At 68.3% G+C, this 22,260-nt stretch carries 22 protein-coding genes; 14 read left to right on the forward strand and 8 right to left on the reverse strand.

All coding sequences use genetic code 11. The features are described from left to right. Positions 1-8 precede the first annotated feature (8 nt). Both HQ312_RS12160 and HQ312_RS12165 read right to left on the reverse strand, forming a co-directional pair. Positions 9-1,292, reverse strand: coding sequence for a thymidine phosphorylase (locus HQ312_RS12160; RefSeq protein WP_222638729.1), 1,284 nt, complete (start codon positions 1,290-1,292; stop codon positions 9-11). Continuing rightward, positions 1,285-1,719: a cytidine deaminase gene (locus HQ312_RS12165; protein ID WP_056447685.1), complete on the reverse strand. Its 435-nt coding sequence runs from the start codon at positions 1,717-1,719 to the stop codon at positions 1,285-1,287. Before HQ312_RS12165 ends, HQ312_RS12160 begins: the two co-directional genes overlap by 8 nt. Before the next feature lie 252 nt (positions 1,720-1,971). On the opposite strand from HQ312_RS12165, the gene sdhC reads away from it, so the two are divergent. Genes sdhC through HQ312_RS12185 form a run of 4 tightly spaced genes read left to right on the forward strand, consistent with a single transcriptional unit; the run spans position 1,972 to position 5,390 of the window. Further along, positions 1,972-2,379 (forward strand): succinate dehydrogenase, cytochrome b556 subunit, encoded by a 408-nt coding sequence (gene sdhC / locus HQ312_RS12170; protein ID WP_081821085.1) that lies wholly within the window; start codon positions 1,972-1,974, stop codon positions 2,377-2,379. A 3-nt stretch (positions 2,380-2,382) separates the two neighbouring features. Beyond that, on the forward strand, positions 2,383-2,844 hold the full coding sequence (locus tag HQ312_RS12175; protein ID WP_027503724.1) for a succinate dehydrogenase hydrophobic membrane anchor subunit: 462 nt from the start codon (positions 2,383-2,385) through the stop codon (positions 2,842-2,844). A gap of 12 nt (positions 2,845-2,856) precedes the next feature. Next, complete coding sequence (gene sdhA, locus HQ312_RS12180; RefSeq protein WP_027503725.1) at positions 2,857-4,608, forward strand: succinate dehydrogenase flavoprotein subunit; 1,752 nt, start codon at positions 2,857-2,859, stop codon at positions 4,606-4,608. Continuing rightward, positions 4,608-5,390, forward strand: a complete 783-nt coding sequence (locus HQ312_RS12185) for a succinate dehydrogenase iron-sulfur subunit (RefSeq protein WP_027503726.1) — start codon at positions 4,608-4,610, stop codon at positions 5,388-5,390. The genes sdhA and HQ312_RS12185 overlap by 1 nt, the downstream gene beginning before the upstream one ends. Positions 5,391-5,454: 64 nt before the next feature. On the opposite strand, the gene HQ312_RS12190 is transcribed toward HQ312_RS12185, so the two are convergent. Beyond that, positions 5,455-6,672: an acyl-CoA dehydrogenase family protein gene (locus tag HQ312_RS12190; protein ID WP_222638730.1), complete on the reverse strand. Its 1,218-nt coding sequence runs from the start codon at positions 6,670-6,672 to the stop codon at positions 5,455-5,457. Between the two features lie 182 nt (positions 6,673-6,854). Between HQ312_RS12190 and HQ312_RS12195 the strand changes: the two genes are divergently transcribed. Beyond that, the gene (locus tag HQ312_RS12195) at positions 6,855-8,096 is read left to right on the forward strand and encodes an MFS transporter (protein WP_222638731.1); all 1,242 of its coding nucleotides are present in this window, start codon (positions 6,855-6,857) and stop codon (positions 8,094-8,096) included. Here HQ312_RS12195 and HQ312_RS12200 read toward each other — a convergent pair. Then, a complete protein-coding gene (locus tag HQ312_RS12200; protein ID WP_027503728.1) occupies positions 8,055-9,077 on the reverse strand; it encodes a LacI family DNA-binding transcriptional regulator in 1,023 nt (340 codons plus the stop codon). The genes HQ312_RS12195 and HQ312_RS12200 overlap by 42 nt on opposite strands. Before the next feature lie 76 nt (positions 9,078-9,153). Between HQ312_RS12200 and HQ312_RS12205 the strand changes: the two genes are divergently transcribed. Genes HQ312_RS12205 through HQ312_RS12220 form a run of 4 tightly spaced genes read left to right on the forward strand, consistent with a single transcriptional unit; the run spans position 9,154 to position 12,846 of the window. Next, positions 9,154-9,933 carry an SDR family oxidoreductase gene (locus HQ312_RS12205; RefSeq protein ID WP_222638732.1) on the forward strand — a complete coding sequence of 260 codons (780 nt, stop codon included), beginning with the start codon at positions 9,154-9,156 and terminating at the stop codon, positions 9,931-9,933. After that, complete coding sequence (locus HQ312_RS12210; RefSeq protein ID WP_222638733.1) at positions 9,933-10,973, forward strand: Gfo/Idh/MocA family oxidoreductase; 1,041 nt, start codon at positions 9,933-9,935, stop codon at positions 10,971-10,973. Before HQ312_RS12205 ends, HQ312_RS12210 begins: the two co-directional genes overlap by 1 nt. Further along, positions 10,970-11,866 (forward strand): sugar phosphate isomerase/epimerase, encoded by an 897-nt coding sequence (locus HQ312_RS12215; protein WP_027503731.1) that lies wholly within the window; start codon positions 10,970-10,972, stop codon positions 11,864-11,866. Before HQ312_RS12210 ends, HQ312_RS12215 begins: the two co-directional genes overlap by 4 nt. Further along, positions 11,863-12,846 carry a Gfo/Idh/MocA family oxidoreductase gene (locus HQ312_RS12220; RefSeq protein WP_308123881.1) on the forward strand — a complete coding sequence of 328 codons (984 nt, stop codon included), beginning with the start codon at positions 11,863-11,865 and terminating at the stop codon, positions 12,844-12,846. The genes HQ312_RS12215 and HQ312_RS12220 overlap by 4 nt, the downstream gene beginning before the upstream one ends. Before the next feature lie 161 nt (positions 12,847-13,007). Here HQ312_RS12220 and HQ312_RS12225 read toward each other — a convergent pair whose 3' ends face one another. From HQ312_RS12225 to HQ312_RS12235, 3 genes are all read right to left on the reverse strand, one after another. Beyond that, positions 13,008-13,820: an ATP-binding cassette domain-containing protein gene (locus HQ312_RS12225; protein WP_027503733.1), complete on the reverse strand. Its 813-nt coding sequence runs from the start codon at positions 13,818-13,820 to the stop codon at positions 13,008-13,010. 8 nt (positions 13,821-13,828) lie between these two features. Next, on the reverse strand, positions 13,829-14,887 hold the full coding sequence (locus HQ312_RS12230; RefSeq protein WP_027503734.1) for an ABC transporter permease: 1,059 nt from the start codon (positions 14,885-14,887) through the stop codon (positions 13,829-13,831). Between the two features lie 169 nt (positions 14,888-15,056). Beyond that, positions 15,057-16,238, reverse strand: a complete 1,182-nt coding sequence (locus HQ312_RS12235; RefSeq protein WP_222638734.1) for a Gfo/Idh/MocA family protein — start codon at positions 16,236-16,238, stop codon at positions 15,057-15,059. A 172-nt stretch (positions 16,239-16,410) separates the two neighbouring features. Between HQ312_RS12235 and HQ312_RS12240 the strand changes: the two genes are divergently transcribed. Continuing rightward, positions 16,411-17,430: a LacI family DNA-binding transcriptional regulator gene (locus HQ312_RS12240; protein WP_307093435.1), complete on the forward strand. Its 1,020-nt coding sequence runs from the start codon at positions 16,411-16,413 to the stop codon at positions 17,428-17,430. Between the two features lie 82 nt (positions 17,431-17,512). Then, positions 17,513-18,511, forward strand: coding sequence for an ABC transporter substrate-binding protein (locus HQ312_RS12245; protein ID WP_222638735.1), 999 nt, complete (start codon positions 17,513-17,515; stop codon positions 18,509-18,511). 10 nt (positions 18,512-18,521) lie between these two features. Here the strand turns inward: HQ312_RS12245 and HQ312_RS12250 are convergent, their stop codons facing one another. After that, complete coding sequence (locus HQ312_RS12250; protein ID WP_027503738.1) at positions 18,522-19,259, reverse strand: GntR family transcriptional regulator; 738 nt, start codon at positions 19,257-19,259, stop codon at positions 18,522-18,524. A 173-nt stretch (positions 19,260-19,432) separates the two neighbouring features. On the opposite strand from HQ312_RS12250, the gene iolC reads away from it, so the two are divergent. From iolC to iolB, 3 genes are read left to right on the forward strand one after another with little or no spacing between them, the layout of a single operon-like run. After that, positions 19,433-20,467, forward strand: coding sequence for a 5-dehydro-2-deoxygluconokinase (gene iolC / locus HQ312_RS12255; RefSeq protein WP_051612912.1), 1,035 nt, complete (start codon positions 19,433-19,435; stop codon positions 20,465-20,467). Beyond that, the gene (locus tag HQ312_RS12260; RefSeq protein ID WP_027503740.1) at positions 20,460-21,368 is read left to right on the forward strand and encodes a hypothetical protein; all 909 of its coding nucleotides are present in this window, start codon (positions 20,460-20,462) and stop codon (positions 21,366-21,368) included. Before iolC ends, HQ312_RS12260 begins: the two co-directional genes overlap by 8 nt. Continuing rightward, positions 21,365-22,258, forward strand: a complete 894-nt coding sequence (gene iolB, locus HQ312_RS12265) for a 5-deoxy-glucuronate isomerase (RefSeq protein ID WP_222638736.1) — start codon at positions 21,365-21,367, stop codon at positions 22,256-22,258. The genes HQ312_RS12260 and iolB overlap by 4 nt, the downstream gene beginning before the upstream one ends. The last annotated feature ends 2 nt before the right edge of the window (positions 22,259-22,260 follow it).

Here is a 22,260-nt window from a genome sequence, read left to right on the forward strand (position 1 = left end):
GCGTCACACTACGTACCGATCCGATCCAGGATCAGCGGCGAGACGGCAGGAGCGTCGTCGCCGACGGCCCATCCGTCCGTCAGTGCCTCGAGCGCACCGTCGAACCGTTCCGGGGTGTCCGTGTGCAGCGTGAAGACCACACTCCCGGCGGACACCCGCTCTCCCGGTCTGACATGCATGCGCACCCCTGCTCCTGCCTGGACCTGCTGGCCCTGCCGCTCGCGCCCGGCACCCAGCCGCCAGGCAGCGATACCCACCGCCATGGCGTCCACACGGGTGACCACGCCGTCGCGGTCGGCCACGACGTCGTGAGTATGTCGTGCCACGGGCAGCGGCGCATCGGGATCGCCACCCTGTCCGGCGATCATCGACCGCCACCGGTCCATGGCCGTGCCGTCGCGCAGTTTGTCGGCCGGATCGACACCGTCGAGTCCGGCGGCCGCGACCATCTCGCGCGCCAGCGCGAGAGTCAGCTCGACGACGTCCGCGGGGCCGCCGCCGGCCAGGACGTCGAGGGATTCCTGCACCTCGAGAGCGTTGCCGGCGGTGAGGCCGAGCGGGGTGGACATGTCGGTGACCAGGGCGACCGTGTTGACGCCCGAATCGGTGCCGAGCTCGACCATCGTCGCGGCGAGCTCGCGCGCCTGATCCAGCGACTTCATGAACGCACCCGATCCGCACTTCACGTCCAGGACCAGTGCGCCCGTCCCCTCGGCGATCTTCTTGCTCATGATCGACGCGGCGATCATCGGGATCGACTCGACGGTGCCGGTGACGTCACGCAGGGCGTAGAGCTTCTTGTCCGCCGGGGCCAGATCCGCACCCGCGGCACAGATGACGGCGCCGACAGCAGGATCGTCGAGGAGTCGGGTCATCTTGTCGGCCGTGAGATCGGCCCGCCAGCCCGGAATGGACTCCAGCTTGTCCAGCGTGCCGCCGGTGTAGCCGAGACCGCGTCCCGACAGCTGCGGCACCGCCGCACCGCACGCCGCGACGAGGGGTGCGAGCGGGAGCGTGATCTTGTCCCCGATACCGCCCGTGGAGTGCTTGTCGACGGTGGGACGCGAGATGGACGAGAAGTCCATGCGGCTGCCCGAGGCGATCATCGCGTCGGTCCACTGACGGATCTCCACGCGTGTCATGCCGCGCAGCAGAATGGCCATCGTGAGGGCCGACATCTGCTCGTCCGCCACGTCGCCACGGGTGTACGCGTCGACCATCCACGAGATCTGGTCCGAAGAAAGGGTGTGGCCATCGCGTTTGGTGGCTATCACCGATACGGCATCAGGCATCGGTCACCGCCTTCTCGGCGGTGCTCGAGACCTGCCCGGCGGCGAGATCGTCGGGGCCGAACGCCTCGGGGAGGAGGTCGCTCAGTGGACGCACACCCGACGCCGTGTCGATCAGCAGATCGCCTCCGCCGAACTCGAACAGAAGCTGCCGACAACGGCCGCACGGCAGCAGGATCGAGCCTCGACTGTCGCAGCACGAGAACGCGATCAGGCGTCCGCCGCCGCTCGCATTCAGCGCCGACACCAGTCCGCACTCGGCGCAGAGCCCGAGACCGTATGAGACATTTTCCACATTGCATCCGGCGACGATGCGTCCGTCGTCCACTGTCGCAGCGGCACCCACGGGGTAGTTCGAATAGGGCGCGTAGGCGTGGGTCATAGCCTCACGAGCACTGTCGCGCAAGGATTTCCAGTCGACTTCCGGCATGAGGGCGATCCTGTCACGTCGAGGCTGCCACTGCAGGCAACTCCGAGCGACTCACCGGGTCATTGGACAGGCAAACCTAACTTCCGGTCGGCAGGGAAACGCCAGGCCCAACGCGAATTAGTGCGTGTCCGAGCATGGGATTAGAGTTCGAAGAAGTCGTTTCACACACACGATCGAGCTGGATTTCTCCGGTATCTCTCCGGGCGTCTTCGCTCGTCGCGTCCATCAATGATGTTGGAGGCACTGCACTCGATGGCTAGCACGACCGAAGCCGCCCCGACGCGGGAGCGCACGCGGTCTCTGTACCGCGGAGACCCTGGCATGTGGTCCTGGGTTCTGCACCGGATCACCGGTGTCGTCACGTTCTTCTTCCTGTTCGTGCACGTCTTGGACACGGCGCTCGTCCGCGTCGATCCCCAGGCGTACAACGACGTGATCGACACGTACAAGACGCCGATCGTCGGCCTGATGGAGCTCGGCCTGGTGGCCGCGGTGCTCTACCACGCACTCAACGGCATCCGAGTCATGCTCGTCGACTTCTGGTCGAAGGGAACCCAGTACCAGCGCCTCATGCTGTGGGTCATCCTGGGCATCTGGTTCGTCGTCATGATCCCGGGCGCGGCACGCATCCTCTACAACACCTTCACCGGGGGGCACTGAGCCATGGCGACCACCGACGCAGGTGCCAAGCAGGCACGCACGCTGGGAACGTCTCACGACCGTCCCGCCAGCCTCGACAATCCGCGCTCACCGCGCCGGAAGAACCGCGGCAACTTCGAGCTCTACGCATGGCTGTTCATGCGCTTCTCCGGACTCGCGCTCGTCGTCCTCGTCCTCGGCCACATGTCCATCATGTTGCTGCTCGACGACGGTGTTCACCGCATCAACTTCGCCTTCGTGGCCGGCCGCTGGTCGAGCCCGTTCTGGCAGGTGTGGGACCTGACGATGCTCTGGTTGGCGCAGCTGCACGGCGGCAACGGTCTGCGGACCGTCATCGCCGACTACTCGCGCAAGGACTCCACGCGGTTCTGGCTCACCACGCTTCTGGTGCTCTCGATGATCCTCATCATGGGTCTGGGCACGTACGTCATCTTCACGTTCGACCCCAACATCACCGCCAGCTAGGGGAGAGTGCACATGCAGGAACATCGTTACGACGTACTGATCGTCGGTGCCGGTGGTGCAGGTATGCGCGCGGCGATCGAGGCCGGTCCGCGCGCCCGCACCGCGGTGCTCACGAAGCTCTACCCCACTCGCAGCCACACCGGCGCGGCGCAGGGCGGCATGTGTGCTGCCCTCGCCAACGTCGAGGAGGACAACTGGGAGTGGCACACCTTCGACACGATCAAGGGCGGCGACTACCTGGTCGACCAGGACGCCGCCGAGATCATGGCGAAGGAGGCCATCGACGCGGTCCTCGACCTCGAGAAGATGGGCCTGCCGTTCAACCGCACGCCCGAGGGCAAGATCGACCAGCGTCGCTTCGGCGGGCACACCCGTGACCACGGCAAGGCTCCCGTGCGCCGTGCGTGTTACGCCGCCGACCGCACCGGTCACATGATCCTCCAGACGCTGTACCAGCAGTGCGTCAAGCACGACGTGGAGTTCTTCAACGAGTTCTACGCACTGGACATCGCGCTGACGGAGACCGACGAGGGCCCTGTGGCCACCGGCGTCATCGCCTACGAGCTGGCCACCGGCGAGCTGCACGTGTTCCACGCGAAGTCGATCGTGTTCGCCACCGGCGGTTCGGGTCGTATCTACAAGACCACCTCGAACGCCCACACCCTCACCGGTGACGGCATGAGCATCATCTTCCGCAAGGGCCTGCCGCTCGAGGACATGGAGTTCCACCAGTTCCACCCGACCGGCCTCGCCGGACTCGGCATCCTCATCTCCGAGGCCGTGCGCGGTGAGGGCGGAATCCTCCGCAACGCGGACGGTGAACGCTTCATGGAGCGCTACGCCCCCACCATCAAGGACCTCGCGCCGCGCGACATCGTCGCCCGCTCGATGGTGCTCGAGGTGCTCGAAGGTCGCGGTGCCGGACCGAACAAGGACTACGTCTACATCGACGTGACCCACCTCGGCGCCGACGTCCTCGAGGAGAAGCTCCCGGACATCACGGAGTTCTCCCGCACGTACCTGGGCGTCGACCCGGTCACCGAGCTGGTGCCCGTGTACCCGACGTGCCACTACGTCATGGGCGGCATCCCCACCAAGATCCGCGGTGAGGTGCTCCGCAACAACGACGACGTCGTTCCCGGCCTCTTCGCCGCCGGCGAGTGCGCCTGCGTGTCCGTGCACGGCTCCAACCGTCTCGGCACCAACTCGCTGCTCGACATCAACGTGTTCGGCCGTCGCGCCGGCATCGCTGCCGCCGAGCACGCCAACAGCGTCGACTTCACCCCGCTGCCCGAGGCTCCGCAGAAGATGGTCGAGGAATGGCTCGAACTCATCCTCTCGGATCACGGCAACGAGAAGGTCGCGACCATCCGCACCGAGCTGCAGCAGTCGATGGACAACAACGCGTCCGTCTTCCGTACCGAGGACACCCTCAAGCAGGCCCTGAGCGACATCCAGGGACTGAAGGAGCGCTACGGCCGGATCACCGTGCAGGACAAGGGCAAGCGCTACAATAGCGACCTGCTCGAGGCCGTCGAGCTCGGCTTCCTGCTGGAGATGGCGGAGGTCACCGTCGCCGGTGCTCTCAACCGCAAGGAGACTCGCGGCGGACACGCGCGCGAGGACTACCCGGAGCGCGACGACGTCAACTTCATGCGCCACACCATGGCGTACAAGGTGGGCGAGGGTCTGCTCTCCGATATCCGCCTCGACTACAAGCCCGTGGTGCAGACCCGCTACGAGCCGATGGAGCGTAAGTACTGATGAGCGCACCCGCTATCGACAAGTCCGAAGACAAGGGCGGCCTGCCTGCGGTTCCGGACGAAGCAGTGATGGTCACACTGAAGATCGCTCGCTTCAACCCGGAGGACGACAAGGGTTCGCACTGGGACAGCTTCCAGGTCCCCACCCTGCCGACCGACCGTCTTCTCAACCTGATGCTGTACGTGAAGAACTACCTGGACGGCACGTTCTCGTTCCGCCGCTCGTGCGCGCACGGCGTGTGCGGCAGCGACGCGGTCCGTGTCAACGGTGTCAACCGTCTGGCCTGCAAGGTCCTGATGCGCGACATGCTCCCGAAGGACTCCTCGAAGTCCCTCACCATCACGATCGAACCCATCCGCGGTCTGCCCGTGGAGAAGGACCTCATCGTGAACATGGAGCCGTTCTTCGACGCGTTCCGCGCCGTCAAGCCCTACCTGATGACGTCCGGCAACGAGCCCACGCGTGAGCGCATCCAGTCGGCCGCCGACCGCGCGCGATTCGACGACACCACCAAGTGCATCCTGTGCGCGTGCTGCACCACCTCGTGCCCCGTGTACTGGAACGACGGCAGCTACTTCGGTCCCGCCGCCATCGTCAACGCACACCGCTTCATCTTCGACAGCCGTGACGAGGGCGCTCCCGAGCGCCTGGACATCCTCAACGACGTCGAGGGTGTGTGGCGCTGCCGCACCACCTTCAACTGCACCGACGCGTGCCCCCGTGGCATTCAGGTGACGAAGGCGATCCAGGAAGTCAAGCGCGCACTGCTCTTCGCACGCTGATCCTCGCGCACCACCACGAGAGCCCGCTCCTGCACTGCAGGAGCGGGCTCTCGTGCGCTTCGGACTAGACGAACGCCGAGTACCCCGTCACTCCCCTGCCGACGATGAGGTTGTTCATCTGCGACGTGCCCTCGTACGAGTACAGCGCCTCGGCATCGGTGAAGTAACGGATCACGTCGTAGTCGAGCACGATGCCGTTGCCCCCCATGATCTCTCGGGCCCAGCCCACCACCTCACGCAATCGCGTGGTGGTGTAGCTCTTGGACAGTGCCGCGTGCTCGTCGTGCTGCACCCCGGAGTCCTGCAGCTGCGACACCCGCAGCGCCATCCCGAGGCACGCGGTGATGTTGCCGGCCATGCGCGCGATCAGGTCCGAGATCAACTGGAACGACGCGATGGGCGCCCCGAACTGCTCGCGCTCCTGTGCGTAGGCCACCGCCTTCTCGAAGGCGCCGATCATCACTCCGACCGCGCCCCACGCGACGCCGCCGCGGGTGAGGGACAGGACCTTGGCGGTGTCGGCGAACGAGTTCGCGTGCTCGAGTTTGTTCGCGGTGGGCACCCGGCAGTCCTCGAAGTACAGATCTGCGTTCTCGACCGCGCGCAGCGAGTACTTGCGCTCGATCTTCTCCGCACGGAACCCCTCGGGGAAGCCGTCGTCCCCCTTCTCGAGGACGAAGCCCTTCACCTCACCGTCCGCCTCGTCCTTCGCGTAGACGATGATCAGGTCGGCGAAGGTGGCGTTGCCGATCCACCGCTTGCTGCCGTTGAGGATCCAGTGGTCGCCGTCGAGCCGCGCCGTGGTCTCCAACCCGCCGGCGACGTCGGAACCGCCGTGCGGCTCGGACAGGCCGAAGGCGCCGATCTTCTCCATGCGGCGCATGGCCGGGAGCCACCGCTCCTTCTGCTCGTCCGAGCCCAGGATGGCGATGCTGCTCATCGCGAGCCCGCTGTGGACCGTGAACATGGTGCCCGTGGACGGATCGACCCGCGAGAACTCCATGCCCAGCCACCCGGTGAAGACCTTGCGTGCGGGCGCCCGACCGTCGAACTCGTACTCCAGACCGACGATCCCGAGATCGGCCAGGCGCGGGAGCAGATGGACCGGTGACTCCGCCTTCTCCCAGAACTCGTTCGCGCGCGGGGCGACCTCGTCCTCGAGGAAGCGACGCACCACCCCGACCGTCTCCGACTCCTCGTCCGTCAGAATGCCCTGGTAGCCGAACATGTCCGCGGCGAGGAACCCCTTCGAGAGAGGTCCCAGCGGTTCGTGCTTGCTCATGTGCGACTCCTGTGTCGGTCGTCCGGCGAGTGGTCGGGTGACGCCTGTGTCTGTCACCGTGCTGCACGGATACCCCGACTGTCCCGAGATCAGTCGAACCCGTCGAACGGATCTCGAGGTGTTCTCGAGGTATCCGGAGTCCCCGCTGTGCGGTCTCGGCGAGGTGGGGCCATAGTTGAGCGGTGACAGAACCCGGGGGCAGCTCGACGACCGAACCCACCATCGGCCGCGGGCTGGTCCTCCTGTTGGCCGTCACCTGCGGTGTCCTGGTCGCGAATCTGTACTACGCGCAACCGCTGCTCGACACGATCGCTCGCTCCTTCGACATCGAGGAGGGCACGGCGGGCATCCTCGTCACCACCGCGCAGATCGGCTACGCCATCGGTCTGGCGTTCCTCGTCCCGCTCGGCGACCTGATCGAACGGCGGCGCCTCATCGTCACCGCCGCCCTGATCTGCGCCGTCGCGGACGGCATCGCCGTGGTGTCCCCCGGCTTCCCGATGCTCGCCGCCGCCCTCGTCCTCGCCGGGGTGGGAGCGTCCGCCGCCATGGTCATCGTCCCGCTCGCCTCGGCCCTCGCCGCGGAGGAGGATCGCGGACGCACCGTGGGCACCGTCATGAGCGGCCTGCTCACCGGAATCCTGCTCGCCCGCACCGTCAGTGGGTTCCTGTCCGAATTGGGCGGCTGGCGGTTGGTCTACGGGGTGGCCGCCGTGGCCATCGCCCTGCTCGCGGTGGTGCTGCGGAAGTACGTCCCGGTGTCGACCCCGGTGGTGACCGACACCTACCGCGGCATTCTCGGCTCCATCCTGACGCTCGTACGCGAACTCCGAGAGCTCCGGTTGCGCATGGCTCTGGGCGCGCTCCTCATGGCCGCGTTCTCGGTGCTGTGGACCGGGCTCGCGTTCCTGCTCGCGGCTCCGCCGTTCTCCTACGGTGACGCCGTCATCGGCCTGTTCGGCATCGCCGGGGTCGCCGGTGCGTTGATGGCACCCATCGCCGGGCGCATGACCGACAAAGGACACGGACGGCGCGCGACGACGCTGTGCCTGACGATCCTGCTGGCCAGCTGGGCGTTGCTCTTCCTCGGATCGGGCAGCTCCGCCGTGTGGGCCGTCGCCGTCCTGATCGTCGGCATCATGGCTCTCGACCTGGGCACCCAGGGCGCGCACATCAGCAATCAGAACGTCGTGTTCGTCCTCGATCCGCCGGCGCGAAACCGTCTCAACACCGCGTACATGGTGAGCTACTTCGGCGGCGGCGTCCTCGGTTCCGTCGCTGCGTCCGTCAGCTATTCCGTCGGTGGGTGGGCGGTGCTGTGCCTCACCGGGGCAGCGATCTCCCTCGCCGCACTCGCCATCTGGCTCCTCGGCCGGAGCGCGTCATCGGGGAGTGTTGTGCGGAGTGACCACGTGCACGGGTGACGGCTCGTCCCGAACACCGTCCAGGGCACCGGCGGCCTGCATGAGCAACCGGCACGCCGACCGCGCGTCGGCACGCAGATCATGGTGCAGCACAGCCGAGATGGAGCGCTCGGCCAGCAGCCGACGGTTGTCCGCGTCGAGGTCGTGGGCGATGAACACCCGGCACCGACGACCCACCCGCTCGAAGGCCCGCACGGTGGCGACGTTGCCGCCGCCGATGGAGTAGACCGCCTCGATGTCGGGGTGCTGCGTCAATGCCTCGACCACCAGGTCCTCGACCGTGTCGTCGAGTCCGCTGCTGCGGGCGATGTCGAACACGGCCCGCGGCACCCCGGACGCCGTGCGGCGCAGGGCCCGACGGAACCCGATCTCCCGTTCACCCTCGTTGCGGAACGTGTCGTGGCTCAATGTGACCAGCACGCTCGACGTCGACTCCCCCAGCCACTGATCGACGAGGTACGCCGCGGTGGCGCCCGCAGCGCCGTCGTCGATGCCCACGTACGCGGTGCGCGCGCTCGACGGCACGTCGCTGACGTAGGTCACCACCGGGATGCCGGCTGCCACGACGGCGTCGAGCGCGTCGGACACCTGCGGATCGTCCGGCGCCTTGACGATCAGTCCGTGCGAGCCGCGCGCGCGGATGCCGTCGAGCGTCTCGAGCATCGCGGGCACCGACTCCGTCTCCCGGAAGTGGAACCGCGACCGGACCACGGCCGGTGACAGCATCGGCAACTCGGCCTCGAGGGCGGACCGCACCTGGGAACAGAACCGCTCGGGTGCCTGCATGACCACGTCGACGAAGAACTTGCGCCCCGACAACCGCAACTGGGTGCGCTGCTTGTCGAGGTCGGCGATGGCCTGGCGCACCTCAGCTCGGGTGTCCTCCCGGACACCGGGCCGCTCGTGCAGCACCCGGTCCACGGTCGCCTCGCTCAGGCCCGACTGCTGCGCGATCTCCCGCACTTTGTAGCGATGTCCCACAGCGGTGTCCTCTCGAGGTGTTTTTGATGCGTTCAGAGTGTTGATCACCGGCGCCGGGACCGCAAGACTTCCCGGTGTGGGCACTCTTCTGGACGACACCGTCGTTCTCGTCAGCGGCGGCACGTCCGGTGTGGGCGCCGCCGTCGTGCGAGCGAGCCTCGCCTCGGGCGCACGCGTGGCCTTCAGCGGCCGACGTGACGAGGTGGGCACCTCGTACGAACGCGAGCTGCGCGCCGACGGCCACGACGCGACCTTCGTGCGCGCCGACATCGCCGACCCCATCGAGGCGATCGCAAGCGTAGAGCGCACCGTCGAGCACTACGGCCGCGTCGATGCCGTGTGCAACGCGGCCGGACTCACCTCCCGCGGGTCACTGCTCGACACCACCCCCGAGCTGTTCGACCAGCACATGGCCGTCAACCTGCGGGGACCGTTCTTCGTCATGCAGGCCGCCGTCCGAGACATGCTCTCGCGCTCGGCTCCCGGCACCATCGTGAACATCGGCTCCGTGAGCGGCCGCGGCGGGCAGTCGTACCTCGCCCCGTACGTGGCGGCGAAGGCCGGCCTGTCGGGGCTGACCAAGAACGCGGCACACGCTCACCGGTTCGACCGGATCCGCATCAACGCACTCGACATCGGCTGGACCGAGACCGAGGGCGAAGCCGTGACGCAGAGGACGTTCCACGACGCGCCGGACGACTGGGCCGCCGACGCGGCCGCGCGCATGCCGATGGGCAAGCTCGGACAGCCCGACGAGATCGCCGACATGGTGGTGTTCCTGCTGTCGCCGCGCAGCGGCGTCGTCACCGGCTCGGTCATCGAATGGGATCAACAGGTAGTAGGAGGGCAGGACTGATGGGCAACGACGTTCGGAACCAGCGAATCGGAGTCGTCGGACTGGGACGCATCGGTGCGTTCCACACCGAGACTCTCGCCGGACTCGACGGGGTCTCGAGCCTCGTGGTCACCGACGGACGACCGGAGGTCACCGACGCCGTCGCCGCGAAGTACGGCGCGGAGAAGGTCGACGGGGTCGACGCGATGCTCACCGCCGGCGTGGACGGCATCGTCGTCGCGGCGGCCACGCCCGCGCACGCCTCGCTGCTGCTGGCCGCGGTGGACGCCGGGATCCCCGTCTTCTGCGAGAAGCCGTTGGCCTTCACCGCCACCGAGAGCAAGGCCGTGGTCGACGGCATCGCGACCTCCGACGTGCCCGTCCAGATCGGGTTCAACCGGCGGTTCGATCCGGCCGTCGCGGCCGCCGAACGTGCCGTGCGCAGTGGGGATCTCGGGTTCCTGCACACCGTGCGGTCCACCACTCTCGACCCCGCTCCCCCGCCGATGGCGTACATCGCGGAGTCCGGCGGCATCTTCCGCGATTGCAGCGTCCACGACTTCGACGTCGTGCGCTGGATCGTCGGTCGCGAGGTCGTGTCCGTGTTCGCCACCGGCTCGAACCAGGGCGATCCCGCATTCGCCGCCGCCGGCGACGTCGACTCCGCCACCGTGCTCCTCACGTTCGAGGGTGGCGCCGTCGGTGTCGTGTCGAACTCCCGCTACAACGGCCGCGGCTACGACTGCCGGCTCGAGGTCCACGGCCGGGACGACACGGTCGTCGCCGGCTGGGATCCCCACACCCCGGTCCGGAACATGGAAGCGCCCCAGCTCTTCCCGCACGGCGAGCTGTTCCCGTCGGACACGCCCCACGGGTTCTTCATGGACCGGTTCGCCGCCTCCTACCGCGCCGAGCTGTCCGCGTTCCTGGAGGTCTGCGCCGGCACCCGCCCGTCCCCCTGCACCGCGCAGGACGCCCTCGAGGTCGCCTGGATCGCCGAGGCCGCCACCGAATCCCTGCGCCGCGGCGCACCCGTCACCCTGGAAGAGGTCCGCTCATGACCGCCGCACCCGTACGTATCGCCGGAGCACCCATCTCGTGGGGCGTCTGCGAGGTCCCCGGCTGGGGATACCAGATGGACAACGACCGCGTGCTCCGCGAGATGCGCGGCGCCGGACTCACCGCGACGGAGAACGGTCCCGAGGGCTTTCTCCCGGCCGATCCGGCGTCCCTGGCCGCAGTGCTCGCCGGTCACGACCTGACCTCCGTCGGGGGCTTCGCTCCCGTTCTGCTGCACGAGGAGTCGCACGATCCGGTGCCGACCATCGCCTCGCTGCTCGACGGTTTCGTGGCCGCGAACGCCGACGTCATCGTCCTCGCCGCGTCCACCGGCCAGGAGGGCTACGACGCCCGCCCGACGCTCACCGCCGATCAATGGACCGTGTTGCTGCGCAACCTCGATCGTCTCGCCGCCGCCTCCGCCGAGCGGGGAATCCTCGCCGTCGTGCATCCCCACGTCGGCACCATGATCGAGCAGCGCGACGAGGTGCACCGCGTGCTCGACGGCTCCTCCATCCCGCTGTGCCTGGACACCGGGCACCTCATGATCGGCGGCACCGATCCGGCCGAACTGGCCACCGCGGCAGCCGATCGCATCGCGCACGCTCACCTCAAGGACGTCGACGCCGCCCTCGCAGCACGGGTCCAGGCCGGCGAGCTCACCTACACCGACGCGGTCCGCGCCGGCATGTACACGCCGCTCGGAACCGGGGACGTGGGCATCGGCGGCGTCGTCGACTCGCTCCTCGACGCCGGATACACCGGCTGGTTCGTGCTCGAGCAGGACACCATCTTGTCCGAGGAGCCGGGCGAGGTGGGCGGCCCGGTGACGGACGTCGTCGCCAGCGTGCAGCACCTCCACGACATCGTCGCCGCCCGAACGGCCGCGGTGTGACGGCACCTCTGCGCATCGGGGTCCTCGGCGCGTCGCGCATCGCGGAGCAGGCGATCATCGGACCGGCTCACGCGCTCGGTCATCGACTGGTGGTCGTCGCGGCACGCGATCGCGGCCGCGCCGAGGCCTTCGCACAGCGGTACGGCGTCGAGCGCGTCGCCGACGACTACGACGCGGTGATCGACGATCCCGAGGTGGACGCCGTCTACAACCCGCTCGCCAACGCCCTGCACGCCGAGTGGAACATGCGCGCGCTGCGCGCCAGCAAGGCCGTCCTGACGGAGAAGCCGTTCGCACGCAACGCCGCCGAGGCGCGGGCAGTGCGCGATGTGGCTCGCGAGACGGGCGCAGTGATCGTCGAGGGGTTCCACTACCTCTTCCACCCGGTGACGCGGCGGCTGCTGGACATCGCCGCGAACGGCACCCTCGGTCGCCTCACGCGGGTCGAGGTCGTCATGGCCATGCCCGCACCCGCCGACGACGATCCGCGATGGTCGCTCGACCTCGCGGGCGGTTCCGTCATGGACCTGGGCTGCTACGGGCTCCACGTGCACCGCCTGCTCGCCGACGTCGCCGGCGGGCCTCCCCGCGTGGTCTCCGCCGTCGCCACCGAACGTGACCCCGGCGTCGACGCGACGTCGACCATCGAACTCGCGTTCCCCGACGGCGCCACCGGCACCGTGACGAACTCGATGGAGCACGCCGAGCACGAGTTCACGGTGCTGCTGAGCTTCTCCGAGGGAACGGCGTTCGCGCACAACCACATCAAGCCGAACACCGACGACCGCGTCTCCGTCACGGATGCGTCGGGGACGACGGTGGAGCACCTCGGCACCCGCCCGTCATACGAGTACCAGCTCGAGGCCTTCGCGGCGCACGTGCAGAGCGGCGCTCCGATCCCCCTCGACGCCGACGACGCGGTGGCCACCATGGAGCTCGTCGATGCCGCGTACACGGCGGCAGGTCTCCCTCTCCGCTAGACCCCGAGAACGACGGCCCCGCACCCCTTGGCGAAAACCTGGGGTGCGGGGCCGTCATCGTCGGTGCAGTTCTGCTCACGAGCACTCGCGCGCGCGGTCCGGGTGCCGACACGACACGGGCCCCGCACCTCGTGTGAGGTGCGGGGCCCGGGAGTCGAGCGTCAGCGGCGCAGTTCGTGGGTGAGCGTCTCGAGCTCGTCGCCGCCGGCCATCTCCTTGGTGAGATCGTCGAGGCTGATCTCGTCGTAGGAGCAGTCGAGCTTCTGGCGGCCACGGTTGAGCAGCACGAAGTGGTCACCGACCATGTACGCGTGGTGCGGGTTGTGCGTGATGAACACGACGCCGAAGCCCTGCTCCTTGGCTGCGGAGATGTAGCGCAGCACCATGCCGGACTGCTTGACGCCCAGCGCGGCGGTCGGCTCGTCGAGGATCAGGACGCGGGCGCCGAAGAAGATGGCGCGGGCGATGGCCACACACTGGCGCTGACCGCCGGAGAGCGAGCCGATGGGGGCGTCCACGTCGGGCAGGTCGATGCCCATCTTGTGGAGTTCCTCCTTGGTCGTCGCGCGCATCGCGGCGGCGTCGAGGGTGCGGAAGACGCCCTTCTTCCGGAGCTCCTGGCCCAGGAAGAAGTTGCGCCACACCGGCATCAGGGACACGACGGCGAGGTCCTGGTAGACCGTCGCGATGCCCTTGTCGAGCGCGTCCTTGGGTGAGGAGAACTTGACCTCCTCGCCGTCGACGAGCAGCTGGCCCTCGGTCTGCTGGTGCAGGCCGGCCATGATCTTGATGAGGGTCGACTTGCCGGCACCGTTGTCGCCGAGCACACCGGTGACCTCGCCGGCGCCGACGCGCAGGTTGATCCCGCCGAGGGCGATGATGTTGCCGTAGCTCTTGCCGACGTTCTTCAGCTCGATCAGCGGGGTCTTGCCGCCACTGTTCGATTCGAGGGGAGTCTCGATGGTTGCACTCATGTCAGGTGTCACCTTTTCGCAGCGTAGGAACGGAAGCTGTTGTTGGCGATGACGGCGAAGAGCAGCATCGCACCGAGGAAGAACTTGAACCAGTCCGGGTTCCAGCCGGCGTAGACGATGCCCTGGTTGGTCATACCGAAGATGAAGGCGCCGATGGCCGCACCGATGGCGGTACCGAAACCTCCGGTGAGCAGGCAGCCACCGATGACCGCGGCGATGATGTAGAGGAACTCGTTGCCGACACCCTGGCCGGACTGGACGGTGTTGAAGGCGAAGAGCAGGTGCATGCCGACGAACCAGGCGCAGAAGCCGACGAACATGAACATGCCGATCTTGACCTTGGTCACCGGCACACCGATGGCGCGAGCCGAGTCCTGGTTGCCGCCGACCGCGAAGATCCAGTTGCCGACGCGCGTCTTCATCAGCACGTAGGTGGTGATGAGCGTGAAGACGAGCCACCACAGGACGGTGATGCGGACCGAGACACCGAAGACCGAGAACGACGAGGCGAAGACCTTCTTGGCGGACTCGAACCCGTCCATGTCGGAGATGGACTGCGTCGCGACCTGGCCGGTGACGAGCTTGGTCACCGCGAGGTTGATGCCCGTCAACATCAGGAACGAGGACAGGGTGATGAGGAACGACGGGATCTTCGTCTTCATCACCAGGTACCCGTTGAGGAATCCCACCCCCAGTGCCAGCACCAGGGCGAGGACCGAGCCGATCCACACGTTGAGGTGGAGGTTGTAGGCCAGCATGGACGCGGCGATCGAGGAGAACGTCACCGCCACACCGGTCGACAGGTCGAACTCGCCGCCGATCATGAGGACCGACACGCCGCACGCCATGATGCCGATGGTCGACGAGGCGTACAGCACGGTGGCCAGGGCCTCGGGGCTCCGGAACGGCGGGGCGACGATGGCGAAGAACACGAAGATGATGACGGCGCCGAAGAGGGCACCGATCTCCGGACGGACCAGCAGACGCTGGAACGGCTTCTGCTTCTTCACCCGCTCGTCGGTCACGACGGTATGCGTGGCGAGATCGAGATCTGCCTGAGTGGACATGGACTTCCTTACCTGACGGGGGATTCTCTGCGCTGGCGGAGCATTCGTTCGGATGACACCCCGTGAGGGAGGCGAGCGGCGAACGTTCCGTGTGATGTCGATGTAATACGCATCACAGCCATAAGTCAATACTTTGTTCGGACATTAGGACTGCAGCCGGACATACCCGCTAGAGCGTGACCCACCTTCCCGACTCCACCGACTCCGTCATCGCGTCCAGCACCGAGGCGCTGCGGACAGCATCCCGCACGGTCGCGCCGACGGAGGAGTTCTCGGCGATCGACTGCAGGAAGCGCGCCGCCTCGACCACCTTCAGGTCGTCGTACCCCATCGCGGACGCGGACCCCGGCTGGAAGACGCCGTACTCGCCCGCTCCCGGACCGACGAAGAGCGTCGACTGCGGCTGGTCCTGATACAGCGGCTGATCCTCGCCGGCCGCCCGCAGGCCCAGCTGCAGCTCCCCCATCCGACGGAAGTCCCACGAGACCGAGCCCTTGGTCCCGTGGATCTCGAACCCGTAGGAGTTCTGGTCACCCACCGCCACGCGGCTGGCCTCGAGGACACACCGGGCGCCGGTCGCCATGCGCAGCTGCGCGGACACGAAGTCCTCGTTCTCCACCGGGCCCTGCTCACCGCCCGAGGCGCGCATGTGGCCGCTGGTCACCCCCGTCGGCTTGGCACGCTGCGGGATGAAGACGGCGGTGTCCGCCACCAGTGAGGCGATGTCGCCGAGCAGGTACCAGATCAGATCCGCGCCGTGGGACGCCAGATCGCCGAGCACGCCGCTACCGCCACGCTCACGCTCGAAACGCCAGCTCAGTGCGCCGTCCGGGTGGGCCGCGTAGTCACTGAAGAACCGGAAGCGTGCATGTGTCACGTCGCCCAGTTCGCCGGACGCGATGATGCCGCGCGCCTGCTCCACGGCCGGTGCATTGCGGTAGTTGAAGCCCACTGCCGTCTGCACGCCTGCCTTCTCCGCGGCGATCGCCACTGCGCGGGCATCGTCCGCCGACAGTCCCACGGGCTTCTCGATCCAGAGGTGCTTCCCGGCCTCGGCGACCGCGACGCCCATCTCCCGGTGCAGGAAGTTCGGCGACGTCACCGACACGGCACCGATGGACGGGTCGGCCACGACGTCGCGCCACGACTCGGTGGACGAGCCGAAGGCGAACTGCTCGGCAGCCTCGGCGGCGCGGCCGGGCACCTCGTCGGCCACGGTCGCGAGAACGGGCAGGGGTCGGAGCGCGGGGTAGTGGTGGCGCACGCGGCTGTAGGCCTGCGTGTGGACGCGGCCCATCCAGCCGAAGCCGACGACGGCGACAGGCAGAGTGGTGAGGCGAGGGTCGGACATGGGTGCACTCCAGACAAGGGGGTTGTTGGACCGTTCCAAACGGTAGACTGTCCGCAGTCTGCCCGTCGCTCGATCGCGCTGTCAACGCTCTTCCGTTCACCGCGTCCGTCCCGCTAGGCTGCGTTTGGCACGGTCCAACTCGGCGGGGCCGCCTCACCGGACGGAGCGAGCCGTGACGAACATCGAGCGGCCACCCACGATCCGCACCGTGGCCGAACGCGCCGGCGTGTCCAAGTCGCTCGTCTCCCTGGTCCTGCACGACTCCCCCAACGTCAGCGACGAGAAGCGCGCGGCCGTGCACGCCGCCATCGACGAGCTGGGCTACCGGCCGAACCTGTCGGCCCGCAACCTGTCCCGGCAACGGACGGACATCGTCGGGGTCCTCATCAACGACCTCCGCAACCCGTGGTTCGTGGACTGCCTCGAGGGCATGGCCCCGGTGCTCGAGGCACACGGGCTGACCATGATGCTCGGCGACGGTCGAGCCGACCGGAGCGGAGACGACACCGTCGTCCGCAAGTTCACCGAACTGCGACTCGACGCGCTCGTCCTGGTCGGCACCCGGTCACCCACTCCCCTGGTCGCCGATGCCGCGACGTCCATGCCGACGGTGATCGTCGCGAGCCGCGACCTCGAACTCCCCCGCGCGGACGTCGTGGCCAACGACGACACCGCGGGATCCGCGCTGGCGGTGGCGCATCTCGCGGAACTGGGTCACCGCCGGATCGCCCACGTGGCCGGGTCGTTCGGCGCCGTGTCCGCTCTGCGCGCCGACAGCTACCGCGCCGCGATGGCGTCGCGCGGTCTGGACACCGACGGCCTCGTCGAAGCGTGCGACCTCACCGAGGACGGCGGATACGACGCCGCCCGGAGACTCCTCGCCCGCACCCCCCGCCCGACCGCCGTGTACGCGGTGAACGACATCGCCGCGGTCGGTGTCATGACGGCCTGTCAGGAAGCGGGACTGGCCGTGCCGCAGGACATCTCGATCGTCGGATACGACAACACCTCCATCGCACAACTGCGCCACGTCTCCCTGACGTCGGTGGACAACGCCAGCGCGTCGGTCGGTCGCCGGGCCGCAGCAGCGGTGATCGACCGGATCGCTCGTCCGACGGCAGCCGGCACCCTCGACCTCATCGCGCCGACACTGCAGGTGCGCGGAAGCACGGCACCGCCGGCCGACACGTAGCTCCCCACGCGGCCTCCCGGGTGACTTAGGGTACCCCTACCTCCGCGGTCTCCGGAGGCATCGCGAGCAGCAGGGGTACCGCATGCGCAGCACGACATCACGACGATTCGCCACGGCCGTCGCCGTTCTGACACTCCTCACGGCGGCCGGGTGCAGCAGTGATCAGGCGTCCGACGCGGTGCCCGACAGCGACGCCCCGACGGGCACCGTGACCATCGAGCACGCACTGGGCTCGACCGCGATCGACCGCGCCGAACTCGGGTCCGACCCGCGCATCGTCGCCCTCACCGCTCCGGCCGTGGACGCCGCGCTCGCCCTGGGGGTGCAGCCGGTGGCCTTCGCCTCGGACACGACCGGGGCACCGGACGGCCGCTATCCCTGGCAGTCGGAGCTGGCGGCGGACGTACCGCTCATTCCCGTCCCCGTCGAGGGCACCCTCCCCATCGAGGAGATCGCCTCGTACGCACCGGATCTCATCCTCGCCGACTTCGCCGCGTCGACACCGACCCAGTACGAGCAGTTGACCGCACTGACCCCGACCATTCCCGTCATCGGCGACACGGTCTCGCCCTACGACGCGCTGACGCGCGCGCTGGGCACGGCGCTCGGCCGCGAGGACGACGCCGACGCGGTGATCGCGCGGACGCGGACCGCCCTTGCCGACGCCGCCGCGGAGCTGCCCGGACTGGCGGGGAGGACGGCGCTGCTGTCGCAGTACATCCCGGCCACCCAGCAGCTCGTCGTGGTCGCCGATCCCGACGACGGTGCCTCGGCGTTCTACCAGGAACTGGGGATGACGCTGCCGGCCGTCGACCTGCCCGCCACGGCCGGCAACCGGCTCGTCGTCGGGCCCGAACGCGTCGACGTCCTGAACTCCGACCTGGTGATCATCCTCGTGAACGGCGGTACCGCCGCCGATCTCGAGGCACTGCCCGGCTGGGCTGATCTACCATCGGTGCGCTCGGGCGGCATGCTGATCACGGACTACGCGACCATCATCGCGCTGAACACACCGTCACCGGCGTCGCTGACGTACGCGCTGGAGAAGGTTCGGCCGACACTCCGGTCGATCGCAGGCTGACGCCTCCGGGTCAGCGGTCGACGAGGGTCGTGTCGAAGTAGTACCGCGACGCGCGGTACACGTGCGACCCGTACTCGACCACCTTGCCGGAGTCGTCGAACGCCGTCCGGTGCATGGTGAGCAGCGGCGCCTTCGGCTTCTCGTCCAGCAGGTGCGCCTCGTCGCGATCGGCCGCCTTCGCCCCGATGCGCTGGCGAGCGAGGCGGATGTGGACTCCCTTGGTGCGAAGCGACTGGTACAGGCCGTGCGCCTCGAGCTCGGCGGGCTCCGGCGCCACGTCGACAGGCATGTAGTTGATCATCAGCGCGAGCGGTTCACCCTTGGTCAGTCGCAGACGCCGCACGGTGACCACCTCGGACTCCGGCCCGATGTTGAGCTCGCGCGCCACGTCCTCGGTGGGCAGCCCGACCGAGTACTCGAGCAACTTCGTCGTCGGGTCCTGGCCGGCGCGCGCCAGGTCGTCGAAGAGGCTGGTGAGCTCCACCGGTCGATGCACCGGGCTCTGCACCACCTGTGTGCCGACGCCACGCTTGCGCACCAGCAGCCCCTTGTCCACCAGTTCCTGGATGGCCCGACGCGTGGTCGGCCTCGACAGGTTCAGGCGCTTCGCGAGGGCGAGCTCGTTCTCGAAGCGGTCACCCGGGGCCAGACTGCCGCCGAGGATCGCGCCCTCGATGGCCTGCGCGAGTTGGTAGTAGAGCGGAACGGGACTCGACCTGTCGAGCTCCACGGCGAGCGGTTGACTCACGTACCAGCTCCGATCCGAAACTAGGCGGGTGTGCGGGCGGGCTGCCCGAGAACAGAGTGTAAGTGACCGTGCGCAATATGACGGCAAGTTAGAATGTCAGGACAAACTATTGACAGGTTGGTGTGGCGCGGAGCACAGTGATACCGGCCCCCACGCACACGCCCCGAGTATCGATGGAGCAGACCTTGACCACAGTGAACAACACCGGCCCCACCGGTGATGCACGTTTCGACGTGCTCGCCATCGGACGCAGCGGAGTCGACATCTATCCCCTGCAGGTCGGTGTGGGCCTCGAGGACGTCGAGACGTTCGGCAAGTTCCTCGGTGGCAGCGCCGCCAACGTCACCGTCGCCGCCGCGCGACTCGGGCGCCGCACCGCGCTGATCTCCGGCGCCGGCGACGATCCGTTCGGCCGCTTCGTGCGCGCCGAGCTCGCCCGCCTCGGCGTCGACAACCGCTACGTCGTGGTCGACGGCCAGTACGCCACCCCGGTCACGTTCTGCGAGATCTTCCCGCCGGACGACTTCCCGCTGTACTTCTACCGCAAGCCCACCGCGCCGGACCTGCAGGTGCGTCCCGAGGACATCGACACCGAGGCCGTCCGGAGCGCCGCTCTGTACTGGTCGACGGTCACCGGTCTGTCCGAGGAGCCCTCGCGCAGTGCACACTTCACCGCCTGGGAGGCGCGTGGACGCGCTCCGCTGACGGTGCTCGACCTCGACTACCGGCCCATGTTCTGGGAGAGCCCCGCCGCCGCGACCGAGCAGGTCCAGCGCGCACTGCGACACGTCACGGTGGCCGTCGGCAACCGCGAGGAGTGCGAGGTCGCCGTCGGCGAGACCGAGCCGGACCGGGCCGCCGACGCGCTGCTCGACATGGGGGTGGAACTGGCGATCGTCAAGCAGGGCCCCAAGGGCGTACTGGGCAAGACGCGCACCGAGCGCGTGGAGGTGCCACCGAACTTCGTCGACGTCGTCAACGGACTCGGTGCCGGCGACAGCTTCGGTGGATCGCTGTGCCACGGACTGCTGTCCGGCTGGCCACTCGAGAAGATCCTCCGCCACGCCAACGCGGCCGGCGCCATCGTCGCGTCGCGCCTCGAATGCTCCACCGCCATGCCCACCGCCGACGAGGTCGCCGCCCTCGCCGAGTCCGCTGTCACCGCACCGGGTTCCGATCTCGCCGATTCCGAGGAAGCACATGTCTGAGACCATCACCGCGACCTGCACCACGTACGCCGACGTCACCGAGATCCGGGCGCACGACCCGGGCGCGATCGACCGCGCCTGGGCCTCTCGCGTCACCCGTGAGACGGTGCGCGGAGACGGGCGGCTCATGATCGTGGCCGCCGATCACCCCGCCCGCGGTGCCCTGTCGGTCGGCTCGAACCCGACGGCCATGAACAGTCGCACCGAACTGCTCGACCGCCTGCGTACCGCGCTGGCCGACCCGGGAGTCGACGGTGTCCTCGCGACGTCCGAGATTCTCGACGACCTCGTCCTGCTCGGCGCCCTCGACGACAAGGTCGTCATCTCCTCGATGAACCGCGGCGGACTCGCCGGCGCGTCGTTCGAGCTCGACGACCGGATGACCGGCGCGACCGCGGCGTCCACCGCGAAGGCGCGGATGAACGGCGCCAAGATGCTGACCCGCATCGACCTCGACGATCCCGGCACGCTCGGCACCCTCACCGCCTGCGCGCAGGCCATCGACGAACTCGCGGCCGAGGGCCTCATGGCCATGGTCGAGCCGTTCCTGTCGTCGCGCCGCGACGGCAAGGTGGTCAACGATCTGCGTGCCGACGCCGTCATCAAGTCCATCCACATCGCCCAGGGCCTCGGCGCCTCGTCGGCGTACACCTGGATGAAGCTGCCCGTGGTCGACGAGATGGAGCGCGTCATGGACGCCACCACGCTCCCGACGCTGCTCCTCGGCGGCGACCCGCAGACCGCGCCCGACGAGACCTTCGCCAGTTGGGCACGCGCCCTGAAGATCCCCGCCGTCCGCGGCCTCATCGTGGGCCGCACACTGCTCTACCCGAAGGACGGCGACGTCGCCACCGCGGTGGCGACCGCAGTCGACATGGTGCGGGGCGGGGCGGACGAGTGAACAGCGAGTTCTACATTCCCGCCGTCCCCGGCGCCGGAGTCACCGTCACCCCGGAGAGCGCGGGATGGACCGAGTCCAGACTGCGCACAGTGCTTCTCGCACACGGCGAGTCCGTCGATCTCACCTCCGACGACGACGAGATCATGGTGGTCCCTCTGCAGGGATCCGCGACCGTCACGTGCGGCGAGGAGTCGTTCGCACTGACGGGGCGCGCGTCGGTCTTCGACGGGCCCTCCGACTTCGCGTACGTCGGCCGTGACAGCAGCTACACCCTCCGCAGCGAGCAGGGTGGACGTTTCGCGTTGTGCGGCGCACGCGCCTCGCGGGCCCTGCCGTTCCGCTACGTTTCCGCCGCCGACGTCGCCGTCGAACTGCGCGGCGCGGGCAACTGCAGCCGTCAGGTGCACAACTTCGGCACCGCCGACACGTTCGAGGCCGACTCGCTCATCGCGTGCGAGGTCATCACCCCCGGCGGCAACTGGTCGTCCTACCCCGGCCACAAGCACGACGAGGAGACCGAGACCGAATCGGCACTCGAGGAGATCTACTACTTCGAGATCGACAGTGGCCGTGACGGTTCCGCCGGTTTCGGATACCACCGCGTGTACGGCACACCCGAGCGTCCCATCGAGGTGCTCGAAGAGGTGCGCACGGGTGACGTCGTCCTCGTCCCGCACGGGTATCACGGGCCGTCCGTCGCGGCGCCCGGCTACCACATGTACTACCTCAACGTCATGGCCGGACCGGGCAGCGAGCGCGCCTGGAAGATCGTCGACGATCCCGACCACACCTGGATCCGCAGCACGTGGGACGGCCAGGACGTCGATCCACGCCTCCCCCTCACCCCCCGACCTCCGCTGGACTCAGCGCACCGTGGAAAAGGAGCCTGACG

Origin of the sequence: Rhodococcus sp. BP-316, assembly GCF_019836105.1 — a bacterium.
GTDB lineage: Bacteria > Actinomycetota > Actinomycetes > Mycobacteriales > Mycobacteriaceae > Rhodococcoides.